The sequence below is a fragment of the Flavobacterium pectinovorum genome (assembly GCF_006438875.1).
In the GTDB taxonomy this organism is placed as follows: domain Bacteria; phylum Bacteroidota; class Bacteroidia; order Flavobacteriales; family Flavobacteriaceae; genus Flavobacterium; species Flavobacterium pectinovorum_A.
The window spans coordinates 142150-158900 of record NZ_RCZH01000015.1; the positions used below are offsets into that span (position 1 = coordinate 142150).

General features: G+C 34.5%; 8 protein-coding genes and 1 pseudogene. 4 read left to right on the forward strand and 5 right to left on the reverse strand.

What is annotated here, in order from left to right; all coding sequences use genetic code 11:
• Nucleotides 1-314 precede the first annotated feature (314 nt).
• From EAH81_RS20305 to EAH81_RS20320, 4 genes are all read left to right on the forward strand, one after another.
• Nucleotides 315-3419, forward strand: coding sequence for a SusC/RagA family TonB-linked outer membrane protein (locus EAH81_RS20305; RefSeq protein ID WP_140510634.1), 3105 nt, complete (start codon nt 315-317; stop codon nt 3417-3419).
• 60 nt (nt 3420-3479) lie between these two features.
• Nucleotides 3480-5003 carry a RagB/SusD family nutrient uptake outer membrane protein gene (locus EAH81_RS20310; RefSeq protein WP_140510636.1) on the forward strand — a complete coding sequence of 508 codons (1524 nt, stop codon included), beginning with the start codon at nt 3480-3482 and terminating at the stop codon, nt 5001-5003.
• Between the two features lie 11 nt (nt 5004-5014).
• The gene (locus EAH81_RS20315) at nt 5015-6118 is read left to right on the forward strand and encodes a hypothetical protein (protein ID WP_140510639.1); all 1104 of its coding nucleotides are present in this window, start codon (nt 5015-5017) and stop codon (nt 6116-6118) included.
• A 244-nt stretch (nt 6119-6362) separates the two neighbouring features.
• Nucleotides 6363-7754: an endo-1,4-beta-xylanase gene (locus tag EAH81_RS20320; RefSeq protein WP_140510641.1), complete on the forward strand. Its 1392-nt coding sequence runs from the start codon at nt 6363-6365 to the stop codon at nt 7752-7754.
• A gap of 509 nt (nt 7755-8263) precedes the next feature.
• Here the strand turns inward: EAH81_RS20320 and EAH81_RS20325 are convergent.
• From EAH81_RS20325 to EAH81_RS27515, 5 genes and pseudogenes are all read right to left on the reverse strand, one after another.
• Nucleotides 8264-9187: a glycoside hydrolase gene (locus EAH81_RS20325; RefSeq protein ID WP_140510643.1), complete on the reverse strand. Its 924-nt coding sequence runs from the start codon at nt 9185-9187 to the stop codon at nt 8264-8266.
• Nucleotides 9188-10635: 1448 nt separating this feature from the next.
• Nucleotides 10636-12600, reverse strand: a complete 1965-nt coding sequence (locus tag EAH81_RS20335) for an OmpA family protein (protein ID WP_161595835.1) — start codon at nt 12598-12600, stop codon at nt 10636-10638.
• A gap of 21 nt (nt 12601-12621) precedes the next feature.
• Nucleotides 12622-13539 (reverse strand): type IX secretion system membrane protein PorP/SprF, encoded by a 918-nt coding sequence (locus EAH81_RS20340; RefSeq protein ID WP_140510647.1) that lies wholly within the window; start codon nt 13537-13539, stop codon nt 12622-12624.
• A 30-nt stretch (nt 13540-13569) separates the two neighbouring features.
• Nucleotides 13570-14973 carry a gliding motility-associated C-terminal domain-containing protein gene (locus EAH81_RS20345; protein WP_140510649.1) on the reverse strand — a complete coding sequence of 468 codons (1404 nt, stop codon included), beginning with the start codon at nt 14971-14973 and terminating at the stop codon, nt 13570-13572.
• A gap of 455 nt (nt 14974-15428) precedes the next feature.
• Nucleotides 15429-16751, reverse strand: a pseudogene (locus EAH81_RS27515) (hypothetical protein); the annotation flags it as partial.

Consider the following 16751-nt stretch of genomic DNA (forward strand, 5'->3'; position numbering starts at 1 on the left):
AATAATTTACTCTTTTTTTAAACATAAAATATTTTTAAAGCAAAAAACTTAGCAAATACCTGACAAGTGGTTCAAATGACATAGTACGCTCTTTTCGGGCTAATAGTGCATTTACAGCATTTTTTGCATCAAATGTTTTACAATATGCTTCATCTGTTCTATAATAGCACACCTCTACATTTTACTTTCGTTAAGAAATATTTAAGAAATAATCCTGCTTGTCATTACCTCAATAATTCATTTGGCAAAAGATGATATTCTTCCATATTTTGAAATAAAAACTAACTAATTATCAAACTTAACGACCAAATTTTATGCAGAAAAAAACATTAAAAAAACTATTGTGTTTAATAGTGTGTATGTGGGGAAATTTTTTCTTCGCTCAAACTGTTAAAGGAAAAGTAACATCAGGCGGAATGGGCTTGCCAGGTGTTAGTGTAATAGTACAAGGAACAAAAAATGCAACTTCCACCGATTTTGATGGCAGTTTTGTATTAAACAATGTAGAGCCAAAAGCTATATTGACTTTCAGTTATATCGGTTATAAAAATGTTTCCATGCCGGCAGATACAAAAGCGGTGATGCAGGTAATCATGGTTAATGATCTGGAAAAACTTAATGAAGTTGTCGTTATTGGATACGGAACTTCAAAAAGAAAAGATATAAATGGTGCCGTTTCTTCTATTAAGGCTTCAGAAATTCAGGACAAACCCTTTACTTCTATCGATCAGGCTCTTGTAGGTAAAGCCGCAGGTGTAAATGTGACTCAAAATTCCGGTACACCCGGAGGTGGAATTTCTGTTCAAATCAGGGGAATTACCTCTATTAATGGTAATGAACCTTTATATGTCATTGACGGTACTCCTATTTTTGCGGATAAAAATAATGATTCCTTTTCATTTGGTGCTTTAGGAGGCGGAAACGGACAAACTAAAAACTCTGCATTATCAGGTTTGAATATTTCGGATATTGAAACTATCGATATTTTGAAAGATGCTTCGGCAACAGCCATCTACGGTGCAAATGGTGCAAACGGTGTTGTTTTGATTACGACCAAAAAAGGAAAAAAAGGAAAATCAACTTTTTCATATGAAACCTATTTAGCCACTCAGGAAGTTACAAATCATGTTGACGTTTTAAATTTACCGCAATATGCAGCGTATCAAACGAAAATTTTCAAACTAAATGGCGAACCTGTTCCCTATCAATATCAAAAACCTGATTTATTAGGCAAGGGAACGGACTGGCAGGATGAACTTTTTAGAACCGCAACGATGTACAATCATCAGTTATCATTCTCCGGTGAAAAAGACGGAACCCGATATTATTCTTCTTTAAATTATTTTGATCAGGAAGGAATTGTTCTAAATTCAGATTTCAACAGAATGTCTTTGCGATTAAACGTGGATTCAAATGTAAAATCGTGGTTAAAAATTGGTAACAATATGTCTTTAAGCAGATCTACCCAAAAAGTGGTAAGAAACGATGACAGAGGTGGTTTAGTGATGAATACGCTAAGACAATCTCCGGAATTGCCTGTGAGATATGCTGATGGTTCTTTTGCAGGTCCTGCGAGCGGCATAGGTTCATCTGCAAATGAGGCAACGAACCCAATTGCTCTGGCAGAATACAACAATGCACAAACAGAAAGATATAAAATCAACGGAAATCTATTTGCTGATTTCACGCTGATCAAAGGATTGGTTTTCAGATCTGAATTAGGATATGACTTAAATTTTGCAAAAAGCAGCTCTTTTGCACCTGCATACACTTTAGGAAATGTATCTGAGCTTTTAAATAAATCATTCAAACAGCAGGATCAAAGTTTTTATTGGAGTCTTAAAAATTATCTGACTTATAATAAAACCATTAACGAAAAACACAATTTTACCTTTTTGTTAGGTCAGGAAGCGCAAGAAAGTCAATACGAATATTTGAGCGGATACAGAAGCGGGGATTTTTTAAGCAAAGATTTTACCAACTTAAATATAGGTGATATTGATACGGCAGTAAACGGAAATGGTTCCGGACGATGGTCGATGACTTCTTATATTTCGAGATTAAACTATAGTTTTTCTGATCGATATTCATTTTCAGCTTCTTTAAGAGCAGATGCTTCGTCAAACTTTGGACCTAACAATAAATGGGGTTATTTCCCGTCCTTTGCTGCAGGTTGGACAGTTAGTAACGAAAAGTTTTTTGAGCCTTTATCAAATAGTGTAAATTATTTAAAATTCAGAGCAGGTTACGGTTCCGTAGGAAATCAAAATATTCCGCCCAACAGATACCAGACCATTCTATCATTGACTTCATCTCCATTTGGTGGTGTATCTCCAACAATTGATAATTTAGGGAATCCTGATATTAAATGGGAATCACTGAAATCTTTCAACGTAGGTTTCGAATTAGGAATGCTTAATAACAGGGTTAAATTAGATTTTGACTATTATGTAAAAAAATCTTCCAATTTCCTAACCAAACAAATCAATGATGAATCAAACCAAAGTGCGCTTAATTATTATTTGAATACAGGTGAAATTGAAACAAAAGGTGTAGAATTTACCTTGAATACCAGAAATATTATTACCGAGAATTTCACTTGGGACAGTACCATTATTTTATCAAAATACAATAATGAACTTACTAGTTTTCAAGGAGCAGGCAAATCTTTATTAGGAAAAGTACAATTTGATTTATATAACGTTACCAGAACTACAGAAGGACAGCCAGTTGGTCAGTTTTATGGATATGTGACTGATGGATTGTTTAAAAATGCTGCCGAATTAGCGGCGGGACCAGTTCAGGAAACCGGAACGGGAGTTGGAGATATTCGTTTTAAAGATCTTAATGGTGATGGAAAAATTGACGCTAAAGATCAAACGGCTTTAGGAAGTGCAATTCCTGATTTTACGTATTCCTTTACGAATAATTTTAAATACAAAAACCTTAGTCTGTCTGTTGTTTTAACCGGAAGTCAGGGTAACGAAATCTACAATTTTACACGTCATTATACGGATGGCATTTATCCCGGATTTGGTGACCGATATGCAAACGTGAGTACTCAGGCTTTAAATGCTTTTGAAGCGGGCGTTAACGAAAATACAGATGTTCCAAGAATTACACTGAATGATCCAAACGGAAATGGCAGAATTTCGAACAGATTTGTAGAAGACGGTTCTTATTTAAGAATTCAGAATGTTTCTTTGAGTTATGATCTGCCAAGTTCAATATTCAAAGAATCAATCATCTCTAAAGTTAGATTGTATGTAAATGTTCAAAATTTATACACCTGGACAAACTATTCCGGTTTTGATCCTGCCATGGGAAATCTGGACCAAAATGTTACGTTGAGCGGTATTGATTTAGGACGATATCCGGTACCAAGAATAACTTCTTTAGGTTTGAATTTAGAATTCTAAAATTTCAATAAAACAAAACCAATTTAATGATACATCGTCATTAATCTAAAAATAATAGTTATGAAAAAATTCTTAAAACTTTTACTGATGGTAATGCTGATACCATTGCTGTTTTTATTTTCGTGTTCAGATGATTTTTTGAATGCACCATCTGAAAATCAATTGACCCCTGCAGATTTACCGAAAGGCGTTACCGCTTTTGACGGAATCGCTGAGAGTTTATATTTTAAACCCTGGTTTACCTTCAATGATAAATTCCTGATTGCCGTGGGAGATATGTACGCCGGAAACGCCTTTACATTTGATGGTGCTTATGCGCAATTTAAAGATGCTCAGGTAACCTCACAGAATCCAATCCTGACAGAAGGTTATGTTTCGCTATTTTCCGTTATCGATCAATCAAACAATTTGATGAGTTTAGTCGAAGAAAGAAAAAGCGAATTACCGGAAGCATCTTATAAAAATGCTATTGCTATTTCAAGGTTTATGAGAGCAAATGCTTATTTCTATCTCGTAAGGACTTTTGGTGCTGTACCAATTATTAGTAAAGCAGGTTCTGCAGCACAGCCAAAAAGAAATCTGGTCGAAGATGTCTATAAATTTATAAAACAAGATTTAGAATATGCCGTTGAAAATTTGCCTGCAACTTCAGCAAAGAAAGGATATGTTACCAATGTCGCAGCAATGGGTATTCTTGCCAAAGTACATTTAACTTTAAAAGAATATACACAATGTGCCGATTTAACCCAGAAAATCATGGGGAAACAATACTCTTTAATTCAGGATTACGGAAACATGTTTAACAGCCCTGAAAATAATAATAGTCCGGAGAGTATGTTTGCTTTACAATGGAAAGCTATTGCTACAGAATGGGGAACTCAAAACACAAATCAGGCTTATATTGTTCCCGGCGGTACAGGAATTACCGGCGGCGGTGACGGATGGGGAGTTCACCTGCCTTCGATCTCCTTGCAAGCCGGATTTGAACCAAAGGATATCAGAAAAAAGTACACCATAATGACGGATGGTGATTTTTATCCTGAATTGTTAAAAAACCAAGGCGGTTTTACCTATAAAAAAATCCTTTCTTCGACAGGAGCAAATTTCAGAAAATACATTGTAGGTTCTGCAGCGGAGAGAAACGATGTGTTTTTTATGAAAACTTCACAAAACACGATTATATTAAGATATTCTGATGTTTTATTAATGCATGCCGAAGCAATTTTGGCAGGAGCCGGTTCTACGACAAATGCTTCTGCCCTGAGCGCCTTTAACGAAGTAAGAACCAGAGCAGGATTACCCATTAAAACAGTACTTACAAGAGATGATTTGTTTAAGGAAAGAAGAATTGAATTCGCGCTTGAAGGACAATATTTCTTTGATCTAAAACGTCGCGGTCTGGCAGAAGCAACAGCAATTATCTCGAATCAGGAAGTTGGTTTTTATTCTGATGATGCGAGAACCCAATTGATTTCTGTAAAGATAACTCCGGGAAGCAATTATTTTGAATTGCCGTTACCGCAGTCAGCTATTGATACAAATCCGTCATTATTAGAGCCTCCGGTTCCTTTTAACTTTAATTAATTTTCATACTTATGATCCATAAAATAAAATATACAATTATAATTCTTTTGACATTTGCTTCTTTTACAGCCTGTCAAAATGATGACGCAGTTACTGCAAATGTCGATGCAATGGTTGCTGAACCCGGAGATTTACTAAATCAGGCTTTTCCGCTAAATAAAGTCAGAGTCGAAGGACAGGGTTTAGAGGGATTAAAAAAGATTACACTGGACAATAAAATTGACATCAGTTTCAATCCAAACTATAACTCTGATAAAGCGTTTATTTTCACTATTCCTTTTGATGAAAAACTAGGAAGTAGATTTGGAGTACAGCCTATTACCTTTATAACAGCAACCGGATCAGTTACCAAGAATATTGAAATTTTACAGCCTGTTCCTACTATTTCAAAAACAATTCCGGCTGTAGCAACTCCGGGCTTTCCTCTTGAAATTCAAGGTACCTGGTTTTATAATGTTTCTTCGATAACTCTTGGAGGCAAAGTACTCAGCTATTCTGTAAATTCATCTTCTTCAATTATCATCGGTTTACCTGCAGATGCTGTTTCAGGATCAGAATTAGTAATTACTACACCGGGAGGTTCAGCAAAAAAGACAATAGAATTTGCTACGGTAATTCTTGTATCTGATTTTGACGGAGCCGGTGTCAGACGTGATTGGAGTGCTTATGGTGATATGGATAGTTTTAATGCAAACACGACTGGCGGACCAACAGGCAATTATGCAGCATTAGCTTGGGCGGGTTCAACTGCAAATGGATATAACGGAAGCAGCGCCGGCGGAGGATCCGGTTTCTTAAGCACAGCAAATAATGACGCGACGAAAGCCTTTATAGATATTGATGTAAGTGCAAATGTTGTTGGTGCTCAGTTTGCTATTCAATTAAATACTATTGATGGAGTAAATTACGGCTACAATTTCAAAGTAACTGATATAAATTGGACTACGAAAACAATATCAATAGCTGATTTTAAAGATAATTACGGTTTCGGTTCAAATTCAGCCGCTACATTGGATCCTTCTAAAATTAATGAAATTAAAGTTGGAATTGCTCAGGGAGATACGCCAAATCCAAGCGTAATAAAATACGATAATATTAAAATTCGTTACCAATAATTAATGGTATTGTATTTTAAGTTTAGAAAGAGGCTGTGACCAAAAACAGTCTCTTTATACTACGTGCAGATACATATATTGAACACGAATTTCACGAATTTGCACAAACCTTAAACGGGTGATTTAGTTTGTGAAATTAATTACACAAACTAATTAGTGTCAATTAGTGAAATTCGTGTTTCTTTTTTACTTGTGCCCAAATCTTAGCTCTTATAAACTATAAATACCCTAAAATAAAAACAGTATGAAAAATAAAATTTTACTTGTGCTCACAAGCTTTGTCTTTTTTCTAAACTCTTGTTCAAAAGATGATAATGTGGTCGCCAATACTTTAGAATCACCAGTTGCAAATGCACCAAAAGATGTAAACGATGCGGGTTTTAGAGCAAAATGGAATTATGTTTCCAATGCCAAAAGCTATCTTTTGGATGTTTCTACCAGCGAAAATTTCTCAACTTTCGTTCCTAATTACAACGCAAAAGAAGTTACTGATTTAAACGAAGTTGTCGTGGGTTTAAATGGAGGAACACCCTATTTTTACAGAGTCAGAGCAAAAAATGCGACACAAACATCAGACTATTCAAATGTTATTTATGTTGTAACCACAGGTTCCAGTACTATTCCTGAAGATCCTACTTTTTTGAAAGTAAAAGCAAATAAACTAGCCAATCCGTTTTTTGTAGGTATGGCAGTAAAAGCTTCGCAATTAACCAATGGAAGTCCTTATGATATTATTTTGAAAAATGAATTTAGCAGTATTTCTGCCGAATACGAAATGAAAATGGACCCAATTTCTACCGCAAGCGGTGTTTACAACTGGACCGCAGCGGATAAAATTGTGGCGTACGGAAATACAAATGGCATCAATGTTCACGGTCATGCCTTAGTATGGCATAATGCAGTGCCAAAATGGTTACAGGATTTTGCAGGCACTGATGCTGAATTTGCCGCAGAAGTAAAAAAATACATCACAGATGTGGTTACTCATTATGCAGGAAAAGTAAAATCATGGGATGTGGTTAATGAAGCAGCAGACGATAATGGCGGTAACATGAGAAATACCATTTTTCTTAAACGAATGGGACCAAACTATATAAAAGATTGTTTTCAATGGGCTCGAAATGCAGCAAATGCAGCAGGTGACACTAAATTATTACTGTTTTATAATGACTATGCAACTTCGACTAATATTGCAAAACAAGACAAAGTTTTTAGCATAATAGATGATCTAAAAGCAAGTTCGCTGATTGATGGTATTGGTTTTCAAATGCATAACACATATTTAAGCCCAACCAAAGCTCAAATAGAAACGGATCTTAACAGAGCAGTCGCAAAAGGTTTGAAAATTCATGTTTCGGAATTAGATATTCAGGTAAATCAATCGAATGACATTTCTACTTTTACAAATGAAAGAAGGCTTGCTCAAAAAGAAAAATATAAAGAGATCGTGCAGCTGTATAATGCGCTTCCTGCCGCCAATAAATATGCTCTAACAGTGTGGGGAATGAAGGATAATGAATCGTGGATTCCGTATAGTACAGAATTAAACCATGTTGGAAATGACTGGCCTTTATTGTACGATTCAAATTTTGCGATCAAAAGTTCACATACAGGATTTCTTGAAGGTTTAGATTAAGCATAAAATACCATTTTGCATAAATATATTTAAACACGAATTACACCAATTGTCACTAATTTTTAAAGGTTTAAACCTAGTTTATGAAATTAATTTCACAAACGAATTAGTGCTAAATCCGTGTAATTCGTGTTTTGTATTATAAATCTATTAGGAAACACGAATTCCACTAATTGTCACTAATTTTTAAAAGTCTAAATCTGGTTTGCGAAATTAATTTCACAAACGAATTAGTGCTAAATCCGTGTAATTCGTGTTTTGTATTATAAATCAATTAGGAAACACGAATTCCACTAATTGTCACTAATTTTTAAAGGTTTAAACCTCGTTTGCGAAATTAATTTCACAAACAAATTAGTGACAATCCGTGTAATTCGTGTTTTGTATTATAAATCAATTAGGAAACACGAATTACACTAATTGTCACTAATTTTTAAAGGTTTAAGCCTGGTTTGCAAAATTAATTTCACAAACGAATTAGTGACAATTCGTGCAATTCGTGTTGATATTTAAATAGGTCTTTTGTAAACCGTTACATCATCAACCCACATCATTACAGTTGTAAATAAGTTGATTTTATTAGGATCTATAAAATTAGAGTCTTTTGATCCAACATTTACATTTAAAGTAATCGCATGCTTTCCGAAATTATTCAAATTAAGATTCGATACACTACTATTAGTATAGGTTGAAACCGTTACATTGTCTACCTTTATCGTTACGGTTACTACATTATCCTTCATTTTCCAAAAGGATTCATACAAATGCCATCCGCTATTTCCGTTTATATCAAAATTATTTGGGTAGTTTCTCTCAGCTGAATTTCCTAATAAGTTATTTCCGGCAGAAGTTCCATAAAAAATATTTGAAGTAAAACGGCTTGCATTTGGTGCAAAAGAATATCCTTCCATAATATCGATTTCTCCCTGCGTTGGCCAGGCATTTCCCTGTACCGACCAAAAAGCCGGCCACGCACCGTAAGTTTCCGTAAAAGACTTATACGTTCCGCCATCCATTGCTATTAATTTAATATTAGCCGAAAGCATATATTCCGTATTATTTTCTGGTTTGTATTGGTAATTAGAAGTAATAAAACCAGATTGATATTTGTACGTGCTTAATTTTGTTGTCTTGATTTCTAAACATTGCTTTCCATCTCGCCATTGTGTGGTTGGCACTGAACTGTAATAGTCGCAATACCACGAATTATAATCCGCACGTTGTTCTTTTGTCCATTGTGACAGACTTGAGCCTACATCGAATGTATCTTCAAATTGTTTGACCCACGGCGCGCCGGCAACCTTGTTTGTACTGCCATTGCTAATTGCGGATGTGTTTGCCAATTGGTCTTCTGCTGCAGAAGGATTATCCGAGCAGGATGCAAATCCTAAAACACACGTTAGTGTTAAGGAGAACAGACTAAATTTTTTCATAGTTTTTTGTGGTTAAATTTATAATTAGTAAAGTATTAATTCGGATTTATGATCATTCAAACTGTTTTCATTGTACAAAAGTGTTACTTACAAACAGATACTATTTCTAAAACTTCGTCTTCAAAAATTAGTGGTCAATAGCGGCTAACATCTTATAAAACAGCAAAAATCATTTTAATAAAAGTAGGTTTATATAGATAAAAAAAGTATCCCATTTGATGCAAAACATATCATAAATGATGTATGTGAGCATAAAATATTCAGAAAATTTTAAAATAGGAAGAAGACACGACAAATTGATATGATCTAAGCAGATGCTAAACTCATTGAATCCATTAGTAAAGAATTGTCTTTTATTGAAGTCTGGTACGTCTGGCAGCAGAAAAGACTGGTTTAATTTTTGTGAATACAAAAACTTCCAATGAAGTTGGTGGTAATGAGGCTTGTTCCGCCGGAAAAGTGACAATACAAATGAAAGAGCTGTAAAAAAACTACCCTAATATTAAAAATAATATCAACGAAGATATTGTAGGTTTTTATCATAAATTCGAAATCATACATCCTTTTCAAGATAGAAATGGTCGTGTTGGAGATTAATTGTTTTCGAGGAATATCCTGCAAACAATATTGTGCCATTCAGTATTGATGAACAGCTAAATTTTTTTTTTTAAAGAGTTTACATGAATTTAATATATAAAGGAATATTTGATAGATAACTGTCTGACGGCTCAGGATAATTACAAATCTATTCTCAATTATTTCAAGATAAGATATAAGTAAAAAATAAAATGTTCTAATTTATTAAATTGTTTAATTGCCGCCAAACTTTTACAAAGCGGTGGTTATAACTCAATGTCATTAAGTTAAGCTTTTTTATACAATTATGACTAAAAAAAATCGCGCAAAGTCGCAAAGCCGCCAAGTTTACATACATTTTCTTTGCTCCCGAAGCCTCGGACTGCGACTTTGCGCGAGATCTATTCGGCAAATTCCCGATCCCGAAACGTCGGGACGGGATAGATATTTCCTTAGCTTAATGACATTGAGCTGAAGCTGGAGGCTAGTCAAAAAACTTAACTTAATGACATTGAGCTCGGGTCTCCTCTGTCGAAATAACAAAATCTTTGCAATTTTGCTCTTTTACGAGAGATTTATTTGCTTCACTATCAAGGATGTTTTCCTTAACTTAATGACATGGAGCTATAACTCTTTGACCGAAATAATTTATGAATTGAATTATACCAAATTAAGCTATTTCTGTATAAAATATTATGACCTTTTTCATAGAAACAATCCAAAGATTTGGGGATATTATTTAATATAGATCAACTTCTATGAATGAAGGACTGATTTATTTTCTCACCTTTTTCCATTCTTACTTTTTAATAAAAAAAAAGTGGGTATCGTTTGATACCCACACTATATATTCTTTTTGTAAACTAAACTGCTTACTTGTTATTAAATGATGTTATAAATTCTGAACGTCTGTTTAACTGATGTTCTTTATCCGAACATTTTACACCATCTACACATTTGTTTAAAATCTCTGTTTCACCATAACCTTTACCTGTAACCCTGTTTGCTTTTATTCCTTTTTTAAGAAAGTAATCCATGGTACATTTTGCTCTTCTTTCAGAAAGTTTAAGATTATAATTATTATCACCCTGGCTGTCTGTATGTGATCTTATATCTACAGTTGAAGTAGGATAGTTTTTTAGAAACTTTACAATTTTATTTAATTCTTCTTGAGATTTCTTTTTTATTCTTGTCCCATTCAGATCAAAATAAATTGGTTTTAGATTAAGATCTTTTGTTAGGTCATGTCCGTTAACTACCGCATTCCCATTTTCGTCAACCAATTGGATTGCATTAGGATCTACTGTAAGTCGTTTATCAATTAGTATATTCTTATCTCCTTTTTTTACTGTGATATGATCATTTTCAAATAGATACCCTTGTTTTTCATACACAAAAGTATAATCACCCTGAGGTACTTTTACTATGTACTCTCCTGCTTCATCTGTAAAGAACTCATCAACTAATTTATTATTTTTGTCGTACACCTTAATTTTAACATTAGGCAAAGCCGCTCCTGTTTTATTATCGTATATTTTTCCTGCTACTGCAATTTCATTTACAATTTCCTTAATTGGCTCTAATTCTCTTACACTATAAATTTGATCGTCATTGCCTCTGTTTGAACTAAAGAAGCCTTTTTTTGTTTGAGAATCAATAACAAATCCAAAATCATCACTACCGGAATTCACAGGTTCTCCCACATTTACAATAGTATAATTGTTATCACTATTTTTGATTGCAGCAAATACATCCAAACCACCTAAACCTGATTGTCCATCTGATGCAAAATAAAATTCACCGGATTTAGTTATAAAAGGGAAAGTTTCTCTACCAATAGTGTTAATAGAGGCTCCCATGTTTTTAGGTTCTCCAAAAGAGCCATCCGTTTTTATTTCGACTTCATATAAATCTGTCTGCCCTAATGATCCGGGTCTGTCTGAAGCAAAAATTAAACTTTTTCCATCTGGTCTTAATGCCGGATGGGCATTTGAGTATGAGTCGTTATTAATAGACAAATCTTCTATTTTATCCCAAGTATCATTTACAAGTGTAGCTCTGTATATTCTCAGGCGATTTGTTTTAGTATCATCAGATCCCAATTTATTTCCTAAAAAATTGCTTCTTGTAAAATACATCTGCTTTCCGTCATTTGTTATTACCGGAGTTGACTGATGGTAAACTGAATTTACTTTTCCTGGGAGTTTTTTAGGATTAACTAAGTCACCATCATCTGTAATTGTAGCTTCGTAAAGCTTATAATATGGCTTTCCTGTCCAGGCATCTTTGTACTTCTTAACTACGTTTGTATCACGTGCAGAAGTAAAAATCACTTGTTTTTCTTTATAATATGCCGTTCCGTAATCTGGCATTTTAGAATTTGCAGTTACCAGTTTAATCGAATATCTGTTTGATTGTTTTTTTATATCGCTTAGATAATCTGTGCTTTCATTTATTGGTCCCTTGGCTAATTTACTGTTAAGCTGTTTTATAATTTTAGAAGCTTCATCGTAACGACCATCAGATTTTAACGATTGTGAATATCTAAACAACTGATCATTAGTAAAACTATAATTATCTTTTAGTTTTTCTACCTGACTATATGCTTTTAAAGCATTTTTATAATCTCCGTTAAAATAATAAGAATCTCCCAATTTTGCATATACTGCTGATGAATTGTACTCTTTTTCTATTAAAACATCGTATAAATTACCTGAGCTAAGAGAAGCGTACGCTTGCTGGTCGTATTCTTTTTCTGCTTTATTTATTAATTTGTTCTGCGAATAAGAATTATGCAGTCCAAATAAAACGATCCAAAGTAAAAAATATTTTTTCATATGTATTTTTGTAATCATTAATTAAAAGAATCTTGGATTTATCATACGCTTTGCTGTCTTATCAAAAATATCAAACCTTAGAAAAAGTTCATGTGAACCTGAATTATATTTCCCTAAATGTGTTGTCTCATAATCATAAGCATAACCAACCTGAATACCATCCGAGATTTGAAAACCAGCCAAACCACTCACACTTGCATTTATACGATAAGCAGCACCTATGGTAAATCGGTCATTAATTAAGAAGTTTGCAGAAAGATCCACTGCTATTGGAGCTCCAACTACCAGTTTTGTCAAAACAGCAGGCTTGAATCTTAAGTAAGGATTAATGTCAAAAACATAACCAGCCATAGCATAAATATGAGACTTATTTGTATAAATCGATGAGGCTACATCATCATAAAAATTAGTTTTCAATAATTTAGGAATAGACAAACCTACATACCAATCATAGCTGTGTACATATATACCAGCCCCTACATTTGGTGAAAACTGAGATTCTTTTCCTGTTAGATAATTATCATTACCATCTTTTGTAAGTACCTTACCATAATCTACAGAAAAATTGTCAAATCCTCCCGAAATACCAAAAGAGATTTTTGTATCGTTCCCTGCCAGGATGGTGTAAGCATAACTTACCATTAATCCGGTATTATCTGTTGGACCAATCTTATCATTGACTACATTTAACCCAATACCATTTCCATGATAGCCTAACGGGCTTTGTAAAGAAAAGTTCATTGTTTTTGGTGCTCCGTCCAGACCAACCCACTGTGTTCTGTATAAGCCCATTGCACTTACTATTTCTCTTGATCCTGTATATGCCGGATTAAAAGTCATTGTATTGTACATATATTGTGTGTATTGAGATTCTTGCTGAGCCGAAGCCTCAAAAATCCCCAAGAGCACAATTGTTATTATGTAAAAAAACTTTTTCATGCGTTCTAAATATTTTTATATTTTATATTATTATTGATTATTGATATACAGGTATCCGGATTTTTCAACTCCTTTTACTCCGTTATTGTATTTCAATATGTAGAAATAGGTTCCCGTTGGAAGTTTTTCTCCTCTTTTTACAGTTACACGTCCATCGGAATATCCTCTAAACATTACATCATTCTCGTTATATGATTTAGCATCATATACTTTTACGCCCCAACGGTTGTATATTTCAACTTCATTATCAGGATATTTATGAATTCCCTCGATAAGGAAACTATCGTTAAGACCATCTCCGTTTGGTGAAATCGCATTATAAACAATAACACCTGTTGGATCGACTATCTTTTTCTTAACAATTGCCAATGCAAACATCCCATACCCGCTAACTGGTGATGTTACCAATTTTGTATAATTAGCCTCTTTACTTGCATCTGAATCGCGTTCACCTGTAACTCCTCCTTCGTAGACCCATTTAAAGAATCTTTCATCCCAACGCACGATAGCTACTTCTTTATCTTCTTCCGGTTCAAGAAAAGCTGCCGGTGTAGTTTTTGAATCCAAAGTAAGCGTTAAAACAATCTTTTCAGTTCCCTGGTCCTGTATTACATTCCAATATTCTACATCATCAATAGCCTCAATAATGACATCTCTTCTACTAATATCACGCATTGGAAAACCTCTTGAATTATAAAAATACTGTGCTGTATAGGCTTTGTCCTCATTAGAATTGGAAGCATCATGATAAGATGGTCTAAAATAAAGACCGGTACCTACCGGAAACTCAAATTTACTATTCCCTTTTTTCTGAACTTTACCGTCAACAAAACTAAAATCACTGGCATACTCATGGGTAGCATTTTCATTAAATACAACCAAACTTGATTCACCAGCCTGAACAATCCCGGTTAAAAACTCAGCCTTTCCATCAAAAGCGAAAACGGCATCGTTCATTCCGAAAGCAAAAGAAACCGGTTCAGAGTCGTTATCAAAAATCACATCCTGAAAAGAGGTAATTATATTTGATTTACTACTAAGCGTTTGTTGCATACTTCCTATAAAAAAGGTTTTCCCCTTACTTGAACCACTATGATTGACTTTACCATAGTTATTCCAGTTTTTTAGGATATAAAGGTCTCCATCGTTTTTAAAACTTCCTGAAGCCTGATTTGTATAATCTTCAAAAGCATGCATATTTGCACCTTCTTTTACCTCTATTATTCCGTTATTAATAAAACTCAAACGAGTGGAAAGAGTGTCACCTTTCACAATCAGAGTGTCACCTTTCACAGTCATAATATCTTCATTAACAATTACTTCCTGCGCCTGTCCTTTTTGACAAGCTAATAAAACAAACATAAGGCCTAAAATACCTCCAGGATATTTAGCTAACGAAAACCTCGTCACTTTATATGAGTCATTTTTTTTCATACACTTATTTATATTATTACACAAATTACATTTTAAATTATTGCACAAAATTAGAACCTTACTGAAGTCGTATTGCCTCTTAAAAGTTATTAGTGTGTCACAATAAGGCGAAATGTAAATTGTAATTATGAACTGAAATCACATAAAAAAGAGGAGGTGCTAACCTCCTCTTAAAAAAAACTTAAATAATTTGTTATCTACTGAAAGTTCATTATAAAAAAATATATGCAAATACTTTGTAATCCAACACCTTTTACAGCTAATAACACACTGAAAAACAGTGTGTTAATTAATAAAAAAGTAGCTCAATAAAAACAATCTTAAAAACTAATTTATCAAAAAGTGTAAAGTCCAGATTTATAAGTGAAGCAGATAATTTCATATTTCTGAAACAAAAAAATGGAGAGATTTCACCTCTCCATTTTATTATTTATCATTCAAAGAACAAATATTTACTAGAATCTAGAAAGTACTTGCCATTTTACTGATGGGGTAACCGTTTCTAATATTAGTTGAAAAGTATTTGACTGACCTATAAGAACACTAACCTCTGTGTCATCAATTGTCGCTCCGTTTGGCGCAGTCACATATACTCTTGCATCATCATTAGTATCTACTCTCTTGAAAGAGAATACTTTACCGATCGAAGAAGCGTCTAATCCTACTGTAGGAAGTGATATTGATATTTTTCCTGTTTTACCAGCAGCATCTATTAATACGACATTCTCAGTTACAGCAATAACTCCGTTATCAGAAATTCTTGTAATTTTCAAGATATTAGGTGTCTGCCAAACAGCTGCTCCTTTAGTATTTGCAGCCAAAACCTGACCTTCAACACCACCCTTAATTTCGATGCTTACGTCAGAGAACAATGCGTTAGCACCACCTTCTACTTTAATAACACTATCTGTATCAGAAGAAAAAGTTCCAACATTCTTCGCAGCATTTGCAGCATTGATCTTAACCCAGTCAGCTGAACCTTGAGCCCATGCGTCATCACGTCCTTTAACTGTATTTGCTGATCCAACATAAGCATAGATATTACCCTGTGCATCTTTTATAATAGCATCAAGTGTAGTAATTGATCCTGATGCTCCCGGATTACCTGGTGTTCCAGGTTCTCCAACAACTCCCGGAATTCCTGCTGCTCCGTTTAGACCGTTGATCTTAACCCAGTCAGCTGAACCTTGAGCCCATGCGTCATCACGTCCTTTAACTGTATTTGCTGATCCAACATAAGCATAGATATTACCTTGTGCATCTTTTATAATAGCATCAAGTGTAGTAATTGATCCTGATGCTCCAGGATTCCCTGGTGTTCCAGGCGTACCGTTAACTCCCGGAATTCCTGCTGCTCCGTTTAGACCATTGATCTTAACCCAGTCAGCTGAACCTTGAGCCCATGCGTCATCACGTCCTTTAACTGTATTTGCTGATCCAACATAAGCATAGATATTACCCTGTGCATCTTTTATAATAGCATCAAGTGTAGTAATTGATCCTGATGCTCCCGGATTACCTGGTGTTCCAGGCGTACCGTTAACTCCCGGAATTCCTGCTGCTCCGTTTAGACCGTTGATCTTAACCCAGTCAGTTGAACCTTGAGCCCATGCATCATCACGTCCTTTAACTGTATTTGCTGATCCAACATAAGCATAGATATTACCCTGTGCATCTTTTATAATGGCATCAAGTGTAGTAATTGATCCTGATGCTCCCGGATTACCCGGTGTCCCAGGCGTACCGTTAACTCCCGGAATTCCGTCGATACCAGTTTT